Source organism: Citrobacter sp. RHBSTW-00859 (genome assembly GCF_013729795.1).
GTDB classification, from domain to species: Bacteria; Pseudomonadota; Gammaproteobacteria; order Enterobacterales; family Enterobacteriaceae; genus Citrobacter; species Citrobacter braakii.
In genome coordinates, this window is record NZ_CP056284.1 from 2,221,704 (window position 1) to 2,238,495 (window position 16,792).

Annotated in this window: 11 protein-coding genes and 2 pseudogenes; all 13 read right to left on the minus strand. The window is 55.0% G+C overall.

The features are described from left to right. Positions 1-34: 34 nt before the first annotated feature. A complete protein-coding gene (locus HV302_RS11120) occupies positions 35-2,005 on the minus strand; it encodes a TonB-dependent receptor plug domain-containing protein (RefSeq protein WP_181627337.1) in 1,971 nt (656 codons plus the stop codon). Between the two features lie 23 nt (positions 2,006-2,028). Then, positions 2,029-2,886 (minus strand): ModD protein, encoded by an 858-nt coding sequence (gene modD, locus HV302_RS11125; RefSeq protein ID WP_181627338.1) that lies wholly within the window; start codon positions 2,884-2,886, stop codon positions 2,029-2,031. Continuing rightward, positions 2,883-3,695: a class I SAM-dependent methyltransferase gene (locus HV302_RS11130; RefSeq protein WP_181627339.1), complete on the minus strand. Its 813-nt coding sequence runs from the start codon at positions 3,693-3,695 to the stop codon at positions 2,883-2,885. The genes modD and HV302_RS11130 overlap by 4 nt, the downstream gene beginning before the upstream one ends. Positions 3,696-3,704: 9 nt before the next feature. Beyond that, a complete protein-coding gene (locus tag HV302_RS11135; RefSeq protein ID WP_046275011.1) occupies positions 3,705-4,466 on the minus strand; it encodes an ABC transporter ATP-binding protein in 762 nt (253 codons plus the stop codon). Further along, positions 4,463-5,422: a FecCD family ABC transporter permease gene (locus HV302_RS11140; protein ID WP_369707202.1), complete on the minus strand. Its 960-nt coding sequence runs from the start codon at positions 5,420-5,422 to the stop codon at positions 4,463-4,465. The genes HV302_RS11135 and HV302_RS11140 overlap by 4 nt, the downstream gene beginning before the upstream one ends. 26 nt (positions 5,423-5,448) lie before the next feature. Next, a complete protein-coding gene (locus HV302_RS11145) occupies positions 5,449-6,471 on the minus strand; it encodes an ABC transporter substrate-binding protein (RefSeq protein ID WP_181627340.1) in 1,023 nt (340 codons plus the stop codon). A gap of 208 nt (positions 6,472-6,679) precedes the next feature. Continuing rightward, positions 6,680-8,392 carry an alpha,alpha-trehalase gene (locus tag HV302_RS11150; protein ID WP_181627341.1) on the minus strand — a complete coding sequence of 571 codons (1,713 nt, stop codon included), beginning with the start codon at positions 8,390-8,392 and terminating at the stop codon, positions 6,680-6,682. 171 nt (positions 8,393-8,563) lie between these two features. Beyond that, the gene (dhaM, locus tag HV302_RS11155) at positions 8,564-9,994 is read right to left on the minus strand and encodes a dihydroxyacetone kinase phosphoryl donor subunit DhaM (protein ID WP_181627342.1); all 1,431 of its coding nucleotides are present in this window, start codon (positions 9,992-9,994) and stop codon (positions 8,564-8,566) included. A gap of 10 nt (positions 9,995-10,004) precedes the next feature. Then, on the minus strand, positions 10,005-10,637 hold the full coding sequence (dhaL, locus tag HV302_RS11160; protein WP_016153354.1) for a dihydroxyacetone kinase subunit DhaL: 633 nt from the start codon (positions 10,635-10,637) through the stop codon (positions 10,005-10,007). A gap of 11 nt (positions 10,638-10,648) precedes the next feature. Further along, positions 10,649-11,719, minus strand: coding sequence for a dihydroxyacetone kinase subunit DhaK (dhaK, locus tag HV302_RS11165; RefSeq protein ID WP_103766401.1), 1,071 nt, complete (start codon positions 11,717-11,719; stop codon positions 10,649-10,651). Positions 11,720-12,044: 325 nt separating this feature from the next. Next, positions 12,045-13,319, minus strand: coding sequence for a Glu/Leu/Phe/Val family dehydrogenase (locus tag HV302_RS11170; protein ID WP_016153352.1), 1,275 nt, complete (start codon positions 13,317-13,319; stop codon positions 12,045-12,047). 321 nt (positions 13,320-13,640) lie between these two features. After that, positions 13,641-14,609 (minus strand): annotated as a pseudogene (locus HV302_RS11175) (Csu type fimbrial protein). A gap of 13 nt (positions 14,610-14,622) precedes the next feature. Then, positions 14,623-16,776, minus strand: a pseudogene (locus tag HV302_RS11180) (fimbria/pilus outer membrane usher protein); the annotation flags it as partial. Between the last annotated feature and the right edge of the window lie 16 nt (positions 16,777-16,792).

The following is a 16,792-nucleotide window of genomic DNA, read 5'->3' on the forward strand; positions in this document are numbered from 1 at the left end:
GCCCCTGACGGGGCCGTTTTTCTGCATTGTTAAGTCAGAACTGATACTCAATGCCCGCCCAGTAATTACGCCCCTCTTCAATAAATCCTTCACTGTAAACGTACTGCGTATCGAACAGGTTATTGACCGAAGCGTTAACGCTAAACCCGTGGCCAATGGCGTAATCAGCGCGCAAATGGGTAATGGCGAAACCAGCGGCTTTCTGCGAGCCGTCGGTATTGCTATAGCTCGACGAACGGGCCTCTTCGGACAGCGTAATGCTGAGTGGCTCCCACGGTTTCAGCGTCATCCAGGCTGTCAGGGTCTGCGTCGGCAGATCGGTAATCTTACCGATATCGCTGCGTTTGGCGTCCGCATGAATAAGGCCGTAGCTCAGCCCGACGTCCAGCATATCAAAAACTTTACCTTTAACGCCTGCATCCAGGCCGGTGTAATCCACCCGACCACTGTTCTGATTCTGGATGGTGTCGGCATCAATATTGTGCGAAAGAATCGCGTCGCTGATGCGGTTGTAATACACGCTGGCTTCGAATCCCCAGTTCTGGCTAAGTGAACCATTCCATGTCAGGTCCACGCTGCGGGCGCGCTCCGGTTTAAGCTGTGGATTGACCAGGGCCACCTGGTTATAGGCCGGTTTCGAGGTCGTGTAGCGTTCTTTTAACGTTGGGAAACGCGTTCTGTCAGAGTAAGACAGCGCTAATGTATCTGAATTTTCAAAGTGGTATTTTGTCATCACCTGCCAGTTAAAGGCCGACTGGTTGTTGTCATCGTAGTGCGTGACGCTGCCGTTTTTCTCGTGCTTCATACCTTCCAGACTGTCTCGCCAGTCATAGCTTATTCCCGCCACCACATCGATATTATCCGCCGCAGCCCACTGGTATTCACTGGCTACGGACCAGGTGCGGTCTTCGTAGCGGTCGTAAGCCGCATTCGGTGCGCCTTTCTCGCGGTGAACATCGTCCTTCCAGTTCACGGCGAAAGAGAGCAGATCGTTTTCTCGCATATCCGCAGCGAGCTGCAGGCCAGCCCCATCGCTATAGTCCGAATAATGGCTGTAGCTGCCTTTCTTATTTTTCAGATCGGCCAGCGAGTTGTACATCATTAACGTATTTTCAAAGGTGTCGCGATACAGACGGCTTTTCAGGGTAAAACGGTCGCCCAGATGTGTGGTTCCCTGATAGTAATAGCTCTCTTTATCGTATTGTGGCCATTGCCAGTAGCGTGACTTCTGGCTGCTGGTTCCGGCGTACGGTGGATTATCTTTTTCACCGTCCTGATTTATATAGGTCAGCACATATTCATCATCTCCACGAGGGGTAAAGCCCAGCTTCACGATGCCACGCTTGTCATCAGCGGAAGAGTTGATCATCTTGCCGTGACTGCCCGCAACCGGGTTGTCCACGCCATGCGGTAACCCAAGGAAATCCTGCTTCAGCTGACTGCCGCTGAGCTGGATATAGCCGAGATCGTTACTGGCGCCAAATGAAGCGTGCATATCGTGGGCGTTGTCTTTGCTGCGACTCCAGCCCTGGCGATAGCCAATGCTGCCTTCAAGCGGTTTGGTCGGTTTTTTTGTAGTGATATTGATGGCGCCGCCCATCTGGTTTGGCCCCTGTAACAGAGACGAGTAGCCTTTGGAGACTTCAACCGAAGCGATATCGGATGTCAGAAAACGGCCGAAGTCGAGGTTGCCGTCATAGGGGATGTACACCGGCACGCCGTCGAAAAAGACGGGAACCTGACGGCTGTCAAATCCGCGCACTTTTACCTGTTGCTCGTTGCGGTTGCCTGACTTTTGCAGCACGACGCCGGGGACGACGCTCAGCGCCTGCGCCACGTTCTGTTTATCCAGCTGTTGTATCGTTTCCTGGCCGAGAACCGTGGTGGTTGCCGCGGAGACCGGACTAGACCAGACGGTCATGGTTTCGCTTTCCTGCCCAGCAAAAGCACTGTGCGCGAAAGCAAACGACAGGGCTGTGTAAAGACAACTTTTGTTGAAATTCATTATTTTTAGTCCATTTTTTGATGTTATAGGCCACGTGCGTCCGGGCTCAGGCTCACTTTGATATCCGCAGGTGGAGCGTAGTAAGGCGCGGAAGTGATAAAGAGTCTGATACCGCAGTCGAGATAACCCGCCAGCGAGGCGAGGGTAATGCCGCCGGTCAGCGCCAGCGTGCAATGGGGGGCCAGAGCAGGGGCCTGACGGGCAATTTCTGCCGCCTGCTCGGGGGTAAATTTGTCGAGTTGTAGGACATCAGGGGCGGCACGTAGGGCGACCAATGCCTCATCTGGCGTATCCGCTTCGACCACGATCTTTTTTTCTGGCGCATGGCTGCGTAAGCGCGCAATCGCGCCTGTCCAGTCGTTTGGGTTGGTAAGAAAACGGCGGTGATTAGCAAACAGCAGTACCGTTTCGGCGCATCCTCCCCGATGGATAATGCCCCCGGCGGCAAGTATTGCCTGAGTCGCCAGTAAACGCGTACCGGGAATGGCTTTGCGGGTGCAGGCAATCTGCCCATCGGGATAGCGTTGATGCAGCATGCTCAGCATCTCGACGAGATAGCCCGACACGCCGCAACTCCACTCCAGTACATTTTGTACCGCTTTCCAGCCCTGGTGCAGCGCCGCCGCTGGTCCGTGTGCGCGAATCAGTCGCTGTCCGGCGTTCGCCCGTTCGCCATCGGACAAAATATCGGTGACGGTTAATCCCAATGAAGTCAGCATTTGTCTGGCAACAGCGGTACCGCTAACGCATCCGCCCTGGCGATGGCTAAACTCGATGACGCCTGGTTGGGCGCCGATACCCAGCGCGCGGGTGGTCAGATCGCCGCCCTGAATATCTTCCAGCAGCAGCGCGTCAATTTGCGCCTGCGAAAAGTAGATCATCGCAGCGCCTCCCGCGGGATGCTGTCCCACCAGATAAGCGCCCAGTCACGGCTGGCGGGGGCAATAGCGCGTGGATCCTGCTGTTGATACCAGTTTTCCAGACGTTCGACCTCGTCTGCGCTCAGTTCACCCATACTCCAGCGCACGTTTTCCAGAAAACGCGTCCAGATGCTGTTGTCCTGCTGACAGTTGGGACCGCGGATAAAATCAACGTGCGCGTGGATCCCCATCTGATACAGAACATTAAGCGCATAGATATAGTTGGGCAGTTCAATCACTTCGCGGCCCAGTGCGCGCTGAATGGAGGGAGAAACGAAAGATGAACTGACGAGGTGGGTGGTATAAACCCGCAGCCGGGCCTGATTATTCAGCTTGCTCATTGCCTGGCGCATATCGGCAACCAGCGTGGAACGCGAAGCGACGGCGATATCGCACTGGGGTAAATCATCCCAGTGCTCTTCCCAGGCTCGTTGCACCCATTGAACGTGACGGGCGTTCATTTGTGCGGCGCGGCGGGCAGCTACGCTCAGCATTCCCTGGCTGTAATCTACGCCGTAAATTATTGGCATTTTTTTAGCCAGCGCCAGCGAGACTGTACCGGGGCCGCAACCCATATCAAACAGCGACTCTGCACCTTGCAGGTCGATTTTCCCCAGCAGTTGCAGCAGATAGCTGTCGGTTAATGAGGCGCAATTCTCCGCCATTTTTTCCGCACGTTTGTCCCAGTGCTCCGGCTTTTTCTCGGTTCTGTTCGCCAGCTGTAATTGCTTACGGTAAAGATCGGCAAAATCAATGTCGTCAATGAGCATGAATATTCCTTAATTGAGTGAACCATAAAGATGGTGGGTAATTTGTGACGGTGTAACGCGATACAGCGCGGCCAGGCGGTCGGCGGCGAGCTGATGTTCAGGCAGCCCCTGCGACACCTCGCCGTTTGGTTCAACCCGTACCACGCTGTCGGCGATTGCCCGGGCGTGCAACGGGTGATGGGTAGACATCAGCAGGGCCATACCGGAATTTTTCAGCGTCACCAGCGTGTCGAGCAGTCGGATTTGATGCCCAAAATCAAGGCTGGATGCGGGTTCATCCAGCAATAAAAGACGCGGACGTTGCGCCAGCGCGCGAGCGATCAACACCAGTTGCCGTTCGCCGCCGCTCAGGGTGTTCCAGCGTCGAAGTGCCAGGTGAGAAATCTCCAGCATCGCCAGTTGCTGATGTGCAATTTCACGCTCTTTAGCGCCGGGAACCGCAAATGCCGCCAGTTGCGGGGCCAGTCCCATCATCACCATGTCCAGCGCAGTGAAGGCAAACGCGCCGTCGTGCGCCTGAGGAACCCAGGCGATGGCTGCGGCGCGTTCCCGATCGCTGAGATGATTCACTGCGACGCCATCAAGCAGAATGTCACCGCGAAGCGGCGGAAGAACGCCGAGAATGGTGCGCATCAGGGTGGTTTTACCGCTGCCGTTAGCACCAATCAGACAACAGACAGAACCGGGCGAAACCTGAAAGGAGATATCGCGTAACACGGGTTGTTTACTGTGGTATCCCAGCGACGCGTGGCGCACGAGTAATAGCGTCATGGGCGGTTTCCCCGCAGCAAAAGCAGCAAAAAGAACGGTGCGCCAATAAATGCAGTCAGGATCCCCAGCGGGATTTCCGTGCGGCTCAGCGTGCGGGCGAGGGTGTCGGTGAGCAGGAGTAAAATGGCGCCGATCCCCATGGACACCGGCAGTAACTGCTGGTGGTTATTCCCGCTGAGGAGTCTGCCGATGTGCGGCACCACCAGTCCAATCCAGCCGATAATGCCGGCAATGGCGACGGTACAGGCGGTGACTAACGTTGCGCAGACGATCAGTCCCAGCCGCAGTCGGGAGACGTTGATCCCAAGCGATCGGGCTTCATCATCCGACAGAGTGAGCAGGTTCATGCGCCAGCGCAGCAGCAATAACGGGACCAGTCCAGCAAGGATCAGCGGTGCTGAGAACCACAGATCGTGCAGAGTAATTGTCGATAAACCGCCGAGCAGCCAGAAGGTGATCGACGGGAGTTGGGTATACGGGTCGGCCAGCGTTTTGATGAGTGAAATTCCCGCGCCGCAGACCGTACCCAGCGCAATCCCGACCAGCACCAGCGTTAACACTGGATCGTGACGCTTGACTCGCCGGGTGATCAGCCAGACACCGGCGACTACTAACAAACCGCCAGTGAACGCATACAGCTGAATAAACAGGATTGGTAGCCCCAGCAGGATTGCCGTACAGGCGCCCAAACCGGCACCGGCCGCCACGCCGAGGATATCCGGCGAAACCAGTGGGTTACGGAACATTCCCTGATAAGTGGTTCCTGCGCCAGCCAGCGCTGCGCCGAGTAACAATGCAGCCAGAATGCGTGGCAGTCGGATTTGCCAGAAGACGATTTTGTCCTGCATCGGGACGCCATCCCTGCCTGCAATAAGATCCACAACCTGTTGTGCATCGAGGCGATAAGCACCCGACACCGCGGCGATGCTCGCGCAAAGCACCACCGTCGTAATCATCAGAAAACCGAGGGTAGATGTTTTCATCAGACGCTCACCAGTTGTTGATACTGTGCGTCGCTTAACGTGGTGTGCCAGAACAGTTCACTGTAGCGCTGCATATCGGTTTTAAAGCCCGCTTCAACCTGTGGATCAAGCCAGGCATGCAGACGGCGTAACCCCAGCAAACGATTGATGCCGGGAGGCGCGTCCAGCCAGCCAAACGGCAGGCCGCTGAGAAACAGAATGCGCCGATCGGCAACCGCTTTGACTCCTTGCCAGACGGGATCTTCTCGCAGGTACTGTGCCGTAATCGCATCCTGTACCAGAATAATATCGGGCTGCCAGCTCAACAGGTTTTCCATTGAAACCTGCGCCAGCCCGTGCCGCCCAGGAATTTGCGCCACATTGTGTAATCCCAGTAGTTCTGCCGCTTCGGTATGCAATGAACCTTGTAATCCTGTTTCAAGTCCGCGGGCGCCGCGCGCGGCATAAAAACGCAGCTTTGCTGCGGGAGAGTGTGAAAACGCGAGGGCTTCATCAATAAAACGCTGGGCCAGTTTGGTCTGAGTCCTGGCCCGCGTTGCGACTCCCAGCGCTTCACCTGCCGCGAGTAGCTGTTGCGGGCTGAGCCGCAGTTCGCCATTAATCAGCAACCAGGGAATTTGCGTTTGCGCATTCACTTGTCTGGCCTGAGAAAGCCAGGTTTCATCGGCATTGCCGCAGTCAATCACCAGGTCGGGTTTAAGCGCCAGTAGCGCTTCAAGTGAGAGTGTGCTGGCGCGTCCCGCCAGCTTGCCCAGTTTCGGTAAAGCCCGAATGTCTTCGTGAAACGGGATGGCGGTCTGACGAGAAAAATCAAAGGATGAAAAACCAACCAGTTTTTCCGGCGCGACGGCCAGCAGCAGCATGTCGGCGGGTGCGCCTGCGCTGACCACGCGTTGGGTCGCCTCTGGCGCTGGGTGGCCTCCAACGGCAACGGTTAGCGGCGTTTGAGCCAAGGCGGGAAGATGGCGTAGCAGCAGTGCAGATGCCACAAGCTGGGCAAACATCCGTCTTGTCAGTGGCATAATTGTTATCCTGAAGGTGATAAAATCGCTATATATTTACATATATAGCGAATAAAAACATGTTCAGAATCAATTTCTCACGGATGAAAACCCGGAATACCCCATAAGGGCTAGATGGCGTAGAGACAACAGGAATGGCGAAATATAAGCCAGAAAAAATCCGCGACGCAGCGCGGATTCGGGGAGTAAAACGCTTCAGGTAACGGCATTAAGACGTCGGCTGAGCCTGTTTTTTAGGCTCGACTGGCGTGGTACTTGCCGGGGCCGGGCGCGAAGCGGGCACGCTGTCACAGGGCTTTTCTTTGGCGCAGATCAGGTCGAGCATTTTTAACGTTACGCCGTTGGTCCAGCCAAAACCATCCTGCAACGGATATTCGCCGCCGCCTCCGCCAGTGCCTGTGCTGCTCACGTCATACTTTTCAACCAGCTTTTTCTCACGATCGTAGGTGTGCTGCACGTTGGTGAGGAATCGCCAGGTCACGTCCATGGCGACGTTATCCTGACCGTAATTCTGTAATCCCGATGCGGCGACCCACTGGAGCGGGGCCCAGCCGTTGGGAGCATCCCACTGCTGGCCGCTTTTCACCGACGTGGTGGCCAGGCCGCCGGGTTGCAGCAAATGCGCCTGGGTTGCCGCGGCCACTTTACTGGCGCGATCTTTTGCTGCTGCATTGACATACAACGGGAACAAGGCGGCGGCCGTGAGTTGGTTACGTACTTTGTGGCTCTTCAGATCGTAATCGGCATACCAGCCTTCTTTGTCGTTCCACAGGTGCTTTTCGATCCCTTTTTGTCGGGCATTTGCGAAGCCTTCATATTGTGCAGCTTTGGCATTATCCCCGGCGGCCTTGCTGGCGAGGGCGATCATCTTTTCCATTTTGTACATCAACGCATTGAGATCGACCGGAACAATGCTGGTGGTGCGCAGGGTGCCTAGTTGATTGGGGTTATCCATCCAGCGGGAACTAAAGTCCCAACCCGACGCGGCGGCAGAACGCAGGTCGCGGTAGATTTCTGTGGCCGGTCGGTTCGGATTGCTTTTAGCTGTGGTGATATCCTCCACCCAGGACTCTGGCCGCGGCGTATCGCGGTCATCCCAGTAGCGATTCAAAATGGTGCCGTCATCCAGTTTAACCACGCGCTTATTCTGCTGACCGGGCTGGAGCGTTTCGACGCCTTCCATCCAGTAGGTGTATTCTTTGAGCATCTGCGGGAGGTATTTTTTCAGCGCGTCATCCCCGTCATGCTGCGCCAGCAGTTCCACCATAAAGGCAAAGAATGGCGGTTGAGAACGGCTCAGATAGTAGGTGCGGTTGCCGTTAGGAATGTGTCCCCAGGAATCAATCTCGTAAGCAAAGTTTGCCACCATGTCGGAGACCTTATCCCAGTGATTGCTCTCGGCAAGCCCCAGCATGGTGAAATAGCTGTCCCAATAATATATTTCGCGAAAACGCCCGCCAGGCACGACATACGGTTCCGGGAGCGGCATCAGAGAGTCCCATTTTTCAGCGTCGGTTGTCGAACGAGTGAGTACCGGCCACAGTCCGTCAATATGCTCGCGCAGCGATTGCCCGGCTGGAGGGACGTATTTCTCGCCAGCTTTCGGCAAGGTGAAATTCACTTCCACAAAATGACGTAAGTCGAATCCGGACTGGTTTTTCTGCATCCGGTAATCGGCAAGGATCATTAATGGATCGCTGTTAGGAACGGCATCAGCAAAGGTTTTCTGGTCAGGAAACAGTTTGGCCGTTTGTACATCGTTAAACAGAGGGCCAAGCAAAATATCAGGCGGCTGAGGCGTAGCGGTTGGTGCGTCCTCGGCGTTGACGGCAAAAGAGGAAAGGGCAAAAAAGGTGCTTGCGAGCGTCAGTTTTATTGCAACAGAGAGCAGGCCTGGATGGCGAGTTGCAGGCGTTATCATCGGTTAATCTCCTTAGGGTGTGCCGAAGCAGCGGCATTTACCATGAGAAAACCTTAGTTCAGGATCGACCGTTGCGCGTGATCGACGCCCCATTTTGCGAATAAACAGACATTTCCCGACGCTAATCGAAAAGATGCACACCCTTTGTCGGGAAAGGGCGTGCAACCGACATCAGCCCGCGCGGGTTATCCGCTGGGCCACGCTGTCAAGGGTCAGGGTATCACCCATCGTGATACTCTCGATGGCCTCGCCTTGCTGACACAACCAACATAACCCCATTGCACGGGCGATAATCGCCGGGTGAGACGCTTCGCTCCCGTCTCGCAGGCAGATGCCTTTGATGGTCTTCGGATCGAGTTGCAGCACCGTAGATGGATAGATGACCTCCGCGACCAAAATAGTGGGACGGATGAAGGCGGGAATTTGTGCAGTCTCTCCCGTCAAATACTGCAGTGAACGAGACAACAAATCTTCAATATCGATGTATCGCGCCTGCAGGTAAGGATCGTCGAGCTGTAAATACTGCTGGCTGAGATCGCTCAGCACGTGATGCCAGGCCCAGGCCGCGCTGCACTGCGTTTCACGCATTAGATCACAGGCCATATCGAACAGATCCGGATCGTCCAACAGTGTGTGGTGACCGGAGAAAATAGCGGCGATATCTGCGGAATATCTCTCTTCTGCAAGCGCGGTTAGCCCGCTTAAGTCGTTCAGCGTGCTTTGGATAGCGACCCGTAACCGTTGCTGCTCAATCTGGAGTGAGGCTATAGGCTGTTGGCTTACCTGTGGTGAGAACGGTGTGTAACAGAATGCCGTCCCCGTGACCTGTGAGGGAACCTTCGTCACCACGGTATCAGCATGCGCGGGCTCGAGCGATTCACCAAAATTCTCAGCCGCCAGCTGTTTGAATGCGGCCAGCGCATCCTCTGCCTGTTCGCCCTTGGCAATCAGGCGCAGCGTGTCGTTACAGCGTACCTGCAGCAGGGCAATCTGATTCAGGCTATCAGGGACGACGCACTTGCCATTTTTCTCCAGCCACAAATCGGCGTTAAAGCCAGACAGCGCGGAAACCAGCCGTGAAGCCGGACGCACATGAATGCCGTTTGGATTTTTCACCACAATGGCCACTGAATGAGCATCTGCATCAGGCGCGAATTCGGCGGATGTCGGCTTTGCTGCAGATGGCGAAGGTAAACCCAGTTGCTCACATTTGGCGTCGAGGGCGTTCATGGCATCACAGATGACCCGCTCAATGTCAGCACCTGCGGCAGCGCTAACCGTTGCGGCGAGCGTGCCTTCGACCAGCGGCGCGGCGCACAGACGTACTTTGGCGGCAATGGCCGGATCGAGCAGTTCCAGCGCGGTTTCCGCACTCAATAGCGTACTACCGATATCCATCATCACCAGCACGTGATCCGTATCGGCCACGGACTCAATGGCTTCCATCACCTTGATAGGATCGGTACCAATCGGATTCTCAGGATCGTCAATGCCTGCGGCAATAGCGATTTTGCAACCATCACCCATTAACATCTGCCGGGCTAGCGCGCCGACGCCTTCGCCCAACTGGGCGCTGTGAGAAACAATAACCAGGTTTACCATCGCTTTATCCTTACTCTCTGGACGCCTGAGCCAGCATTTGCATCATAAACATTACGGACGTTGCGCCGGGATCCTGATGCCCAATGCTGCGCTCACCGAGATAGCTGGCGCGGCCTTTGCGGGCCTGCATGGTGATGGTGCTTTGCGCTGCTGCTTCCGCTTGTTGGCTTGCCGCTTCCAGCGCCGCCTGTACGCTCAGCTTTTGCTCGCAGGATTGGCGTAAAGATTCCACTACCGGCAGCCAGACATCGCACATGGTTTTGTCGCCAGGTTCAGCTTTACCGCGGCTAATCACACCTTCTGCGCCATCACGAATCATTTGATACAACTCCTCAAGCGTCAGGCTTTGATGAGCCTGGGTTACCTGGGCGGCGCGGATAAAAAAGGTACCAAACAGTGGACCGCTGGCCCCCCCGACGCTTGAGAGCAGCACCATGCCGGTGTTTTTCAAAATAAAGCCAATGTCTTTATCGGCGATGGACGGCAGCTTTTCGACGACTTTGCTAAAGCCGCGGTGCATGTTCAGACCGTGGTCGGCATCACCAATTTCCCGATCAAGACCGGTGAGAAAATCACTTTCGGTGGTGAAGATCTCACCGCAGCGATAGAGCCAGTTAACAATTTGTGTTCTGTTGAGGGACATCATGTATCTCCTTATTTACCCCAGTTGAGAGCAGGGGTGTGAACCGGTGCATCCCATAAGCTCAGCGTGTCGTCATCCACCTGTAACAGGGTGATTGAGAAGCCAGTCATATCCAGAGAGGTACAGTAAGAACCGATCAGGTTGCGCTCAATGACGATGCCGGCGTCCTGGCAACGGCTTTCGAGGCGGTTATACACGCCGTAGAGTTCTGACAGCGGCGTCGCACCGAGATTATTGACCAGCGCAATGACGCGATCGCCGCTTTGCAACGCGCGCTTGCTTTCTTTGCCTTCCTGCCACGCGCCCTGAACGTTGTCCCAGTGGCGGAGCGTACGGCTGTAGTTGCCGTTTTCCAGCAGGGTATCGAACATTTCATCAACGGTCTGATCGAGGGAAGTGAAGGTGCGGCGGTCAATGCCCGGTTCCCCGTGGATACCCACGCCAAACTCCATTTCGTTATCCTGCAACGTGAACGACGGTTGTCCGGCGGCCGGAACGGTACAGGCGCCAATGGCTATCCCAATGGAGTGGCCCTGGTTATTCAGTTTACGACCCAGCGCCGCACAGACTTCCAGTGAGTCACCGCGTTCGGCGGCCGCGCCGACCAGTTTTTCGATCAATACGGTATTCGCCACACCACGACGACCGGCGGTATACAGACTGTCTTTCACCGCCACGTCGTCATCCACTACCATGGTGGTGACTTTGACGCCGCTTTCATGCAACAGCTCGGTGGCGGTTTCGAAATTAAGAATATCGCCGGTGTAATTTTTGATGATCAGCAGTACGCCTTCGCCGCCATCAATTTGCATGGCGCATTCGAACATTTTATCCGGCGTGGGTGAGGTAAAAATTTCACCCGGGCAGGCACCAGAGAGCATGCCCTGACCAATATAGCCGCAGTGCATAGGCTCGTGTCCGCTGCCGCCGCCGGAAAGCAGCGCCACTTTGCCCATTACCGGCGCATCTGCGCGGGTGACATATACCGGATCCTGATGCAGTGCCAGGGAAGGATACGCTTTCGCCAGCCCGGCGAGTTGTTCAGTCAGTACGTCTTCAACACGGTTAATCAATTTTTTCATTATTTATGCTCCGCAGACAGTCCTGGATGGCTGCCAGATTCGGGCAGGCATCTGATGTAGGGTATCGGGTTATACAACGCCACGGCGACTGCTCGCTGCCGATAAGGTAATTTTGCACACGGGTTGGCAAAAGAAAATTGCTGTAATGGGCGTTTCAATACGAAACGTAGCAACATAATAATGTTCCGTATTGGAACGTCATGGTGCATAAAACAGCGAAAATGAGAGGTTGGGCCGTATTTGGCCGGGAAGCTGATTCACGGGTGTTTAGGGAAAACAAACCACCTGCAGAGCAGGTGGTTTGTAGGCATGGTCGATTTCGGCGTTAGCCCGGATAAATTCCGCGATCTTTACGTGCCAGCAGAATGCGTTCGCAGGCAACAATGTAGGCTGCCGTACGCAGTGAGCAGGATTTCTCTGCCGCTTTTTCCCACACGTGTACCATCGCATCGGTCATTATTTTGTCCATGCGATTGTTAATCTCTTCTTCGCTCCAGAAGAAGCTTGCCATGTCCTGAACCCATTCGAAGTAGCTGACGGTTACGCCGCCGGCGTTACAAACAACGTCTGGGACAACCACGATACCGCGGCTTGCCAGAACGTCGTCGGCGTCCGGATAGGTTGGGCCGTTAGCGCCTTCGAGTACCAGTTTACAGGTCAGCGTTTCCGCGCGGTGACGGGTGATCTGGCCTTCGAGCGCGGCCGGGATCAGAATATCCATCTCCAGGCTCCAGAAGGCTTCGCTGGCAATGGTTTCAGCGCCCGGGAAACCGGCAATCTGTTTGTGCTCCAGCTGCCAGGCAGACAACGCGGCCATGTCGATACCCGTTGAGTTAAACAGCGTTGCGGTGTGATCCTGAATCGCGACCACGCGTGCTCCTGCTGCCGCGAACAGGCGGGCGGCTTCACTGCCGACGTTACCAAAACCTTGCACCGCTACGCGAGCGCCTTCAACGTCGATGTTGGCACGACGCGCCACTTCCAGACCGCTGACGAAAACACCACGACCGGTGGCTTTATCACGACCTAACGAGCCGCCGAGGTGAATAGGTTTACCGGTGACCACGCTGGTCACGGTGGTGCCGTGGTTCATGGAGTAGGTATCCATCATCCAGGCCATTACCTTTCCGTTAGTCCCCACATCCGGCGCAGGAATGTCTTTCTGCGGCCCGATGATAATGCCGATTTCGCTGGTATAACGGCGGGTTAAACGCTCCAGTTCACCTTCGGAAAGCGAGAACGGATCGACGCGCACGCCACCTTTCGCACCGCCGTACGGCAGGTTCAACGCTGCGCATTTGATGGTCATCCATGCGGACAGGGCCATCACTTCATTAAGATCAACATCAGGATGATAACGCACACCGCCTTTGCCCGGCCCGCGGGAGAGGTTATGTTGCACGCGATACCCTTCAAAATGACGGATAGTACCGTCATCCATCTGCACCGGGATATCGACAATCAGCGCGCGTTTTGGGTGGCGCAGGGTATCCACCCAATGGGAAAGTTCGCCCAGGTAAGGGGCCACACGCTCGATTTGTTGCAGGTAGGTATTCCAGGCAGATGTGCTGCTATCTGAAGCGTAAGATAACTTATCCATGATAAACCTTAGTTATAAAAGTAATATGTTCTTAATTTGGCCGTGGTATACAGTGAATCACACCATATGAACCTAAATTTAACATTTATTTCATAGAATGGCCTGTCCGGCTAACACGGTTTATCGGCATGAAGCGTGTGGGTTTTAGCTGAGAAGTGAATAGTTATTCTCTGATCGTGCTGATATTTCAGTTATTTTGCTGGATGGGTAATTTAATATGCATGTTTTATAAAAATCGCAATTTGTCAGATTTATGACGCACCTCTAAAAGTAAATAATATGATAATAAAATGTATTTGCTTTATTGCGATTAAGCTGGGGTCAGTAGGTCACGGCGATGGTAACGGTATCAGCATAGTTGTCAGGCGTGTAGTTCGCGCTGGGAACGGTGGCTTAAACCGGGTAGGTGGTGGTGGTTCCCGTACCGTTGCCCGCGACAGTATTGAGCGATGAATTGCCCCAAACCGTTCCGGACGGCCCTGGCGTCGAGCTAAGCTGGTAGGGGACCTTGTCCGTATTTGACCCCGTGCCGGCCATCACGCCGCTGCCTGCCGTATTGCCGTTAGAGGGCTGAAGTCCGATGGTGTAAGGCGTGTTATTGGAACATGCTACGCCCACGGTATTTGAAGCCGTTAGGTTACGCCCGGTCGCCCCGGCGGGCGCAAAGCTAATATTGGTTGCAGAGGTGATATTGCACTGTTTGCTGACCGTCGCCGATACGGTGAAGGGCAGCCTGGCGGCAACGGTATCGCCACAGGTGGTCGGCGGGAAAAGCAATCCAGGATTGAGGGTGACAAGGGCTGTCGCCGCCGTATAGCTATCCTGATAGCTTCCGGGGACCGCTGAGGTTTGTGGCGTGACAATCTGCGCTGATACCGTGAGTGAGCCCGTCACTGGCGTCAGATTCAGCAGGTTAAGCTGTACCATTGGAAAAGTTGTTCCCGACTGATACTGACTCCCCCAGACTTTGGTGTGTCCGGCATCCTGGTAAAGCTGGTATGCCAGCGTTCTGGCAGGTGTTCCGTTTAATGACATATTTCGGGGTGTCACCTGGCCACTGACGGCTGAGGCGCCAATATTAAAACAGAGGTTGATCCCTGCCAGCGCGTCGCCAAGCTCTTTGGTGCAGGTGTAGTTGAACGTCATTGATGACGTTGCGCCTGTCGCAGACAGCGGATTGACTGAGCCCAAATTTATGGGTTGTACATTGCTCACCGAACAGGTTACGGCATGGCTAATCGCCGAACAAAAGAGTACGGCTGCGATGAGTAACAGATGCCTTAACCTCATGAGCGCACTCCTGTTAGTGTGGCCGGCAAACCAGTGGACCTATTTGCACAATCCCCTTTGCGGAAGCGGGATAGTCAAATTGCACGCGACAACTGCCGGTGTCTGTCTCAACGCGCAGCGCGTTGTGCTGTTCCAGCGTGTCGAACCAGGTCATCCCATCAAAACCAACGACAGACGATTGTCCTGCTCCGCTGATGGCGTATGCCATGCTGCCTTCGGGAATGGGTTTACCCTGATTGTCGACGAGGATGACCTGCGCAGCGCGTACCGGGGTGATGCCAAAGCTAACCAATGTACCGGAACGATCGGCAGGCGTTGCATTCGTCTCAACGCGTGCGATCCGCATATTGGCGGGGAGATCCATTGGGTCAATACTGATCAGGTTTTTTTGATAACTGTTCAGCGGCGTGACCAGCAATAGCCCCTGGTCGTCGCTGCGACCAATCAGGTTATTTTGTAATTTAATCGGGACGTCAGGAACGCCGTCAGTTGATACGACGGCAAAGCCATTGTTGATTTCTCGTGCTGCAAACAGGCCGCCTCCCATGGTAACAAGCGATCCGGTGGCGCCTGCGTAGCCGTAATGGTTATCCGGTAAACGGCTGAATCCCGCGTACGCTTTACCATAACGACCCAGATATCCCACTTCTCCCTGACCGCTTTGCCGGGAAGCCTGCTGACTTGCGGCCAGATTCCAGCCCCAACCGCCGTCGGCAGGAGGCGTCAGGCTGGCGTTGAGCTGGTAGCCGGTCTCATCATTGGTACGTTGTAGGGTGCTGCTGGCACTGAGATTGTTATCAGTGGTCATTGTCACCATCAGATAGAGACTGCGATCGCGGTTATCGTCGATGTTTTGGTTGAATCCGGCATTCAGTGAAATGTTGTCGGTAATCGATTTGAACCAGCTGGCGTTGGCGTAGCGCACCGCATTTTCGTGCGGATAACGAAACTGCAGGTAACTCAGGCTGACATTACCGGCAGCTTCCAGCGAATAGCCAATGACCGTATTGCTGTTAAGCGTCGGTGGCGGCTCGCCATAATGGGTGGCGACATCACGATAATCGCCGGAAGTGGCCGTCGTACTGGTACTGAAATTAAACCGTTCGCCGGACCAACGGTAACCAAAACTGTACAGAAAACCGTTCTTTCCTGCGTCGGTACTTGCGGCAATTGAGGTCGAAAACGTGCCGCTGCGGGTGCCTGGGATCCAGTCGTTACTGAAGCCCGCGTTAATCAGTCCATCGCTGGTTTCAGCGTGAGTCCCGGCGGTGAACGTATTGCTAAACCCCCGACGCCATGTACCGCTCAGTACCGGTGCGCTGGCATAATCAAAAGAGGAGTAACCATAGTTTTCGCGTACCGTACCCAATTCTGCAGACCAGGCAGTTAATCCTTCCCGCAGGAGTTGCTGATCGTTGTAGAACGAGAAATTTTGTACGCTCGTTCTGCCCAGCGCATCCGTCATCATTACCTGACCCGTTCCCGCGCCGCTGATGTTCGGCATTGTGTTGATCTGAAAGCTACCCGCGGGGACTTCTCCGTTGTAGTACCTGACGCCGTCGACGTACAGCTCAACGTTTGACGGCAACGTTGCGGAGCCAAGATATGCAGGGAGCGGGGTGGTTGGCATATAGGGCCGCAAACCAAAATCGGTTCCTATCTGAATGCCGCCGATACGCGTCGGCCGGGACCAGATAAGTGAACTGGTCAGGGTATCGCCAACGGTTACCGCCAGCATCGTTTCGGGAAATGACGTACGCCAGCTGGTATCGAGTCGCTCAACGCTGTTATCCGCATTTTCCTCGGTGGAATACTGCGTCAACTGGGTGGTGCTGAGCACGCCTGCAGCATTGAAAGCGCGGAGTTCGCTGAAGGTATTTATTGCGCTTTCATCCCCCTGTTGGGTATAGATATCGTAATTGAGCAGCGCTCCGCGTGATGTTGTCGCCGTCGGCGCGGTCTCTACGGGGGAGTTAAGCTGTGTGGTCGCAAGATCGAGTGAACTGAGTGGCGCAGTAAGCGAAAGCGTTTGCAACTGAACGTTGTAGTCAATGGTTAGCTCGGGGATATCGTTCAGGCAGACGGCGTGAGTGGCGTCAGGCGCAAAGCGAAAGCCCATTTTTCGCAGGGTATCTGCCCCTGCATAGAGTTTTCCGGTGATGCTGCCAACTTACTGATTTAGT

Excerpts from the sequence above, each read along its gene's own strand:
- HV302_RS11120 (WP_181627337.1), bottom strand. The coding sequence starts at position 2,005 with ATGAATTTCAACAAAAGTTGTCTTTACACAGCCCTGTCGTTTGCTTTC.
- modD (WP_181627338.1), bottom strand. The coding sequence starts at position 2,886 with ATGATCTACTTTTCGCAGGCGCAAATTGACGCGCTGCTGCTGGAAGAT.
- HV302_RS11130 (WP_181627339.1), bottom strand. The coding sequence starts at position 3,695 with ATGCTCATTGACGACATTGATTTTGCCGATCTTTACCGTAAGCAATTA.
- HV302_RS11135 (WP_046275011.1), bottom strand. The coding sequence starts at position 4,466 with ATGACGCTATTACTCGTGCGCCACGCGTCGCTGGGATACCACAGTAAA.
- HV302_RS11140 (WP_369707202.1), bottom strand. The coding sequence starts at position 5,422 with ATGATTACGACGGTGGTGCTTTGCGCGAGCATCGCCGCGGTGTCGGGT.
- HV302_RS11145 (WP_181627340.1), bottom strand. The coding sequence starts at position 6,471 with ATGCCACTGACAAGACGGATGTTTGCCCAGCTTGTGGCATCTGCACTG.
- HV302_RS11150 (WP_181627341.1), bottom strand. The coding sequence starts at position 8,392 with ATGATAACGCCTGCAACTCGCCATCCAGGCCTGCTCTCTGTTGCAATA.
- dhaM (WP_181627342.1), bottom strand. The coding sequence starts at position 9,994 with ATGGTAAACCTGGTTATTGTTTCTCACAGCGCCCAGTTGGGCGAAGGC.
- dhaL (WP_016153354.1), bottom strand. The coding sequence starts at position 10,637 with ATGTCCCTCAACAGAACACAAATTGTTAACTGGCTCTATCGCTGCGGT.
- dhaK (WP_103766401.1), bottom strand. The coding sequence starts at position 11,719 with ATGAAAAAATTGATTAACCGTGTTGAAGACGTACTGACTGAACAACTC.
- HV302_RS11170 (WP_016153352.1), bottom strand. The coding sequence starts at position 13,319 with ATGGATAAGTTATCTTACGCTTCAGATAGCAGCACATCTGCCTGGAAT.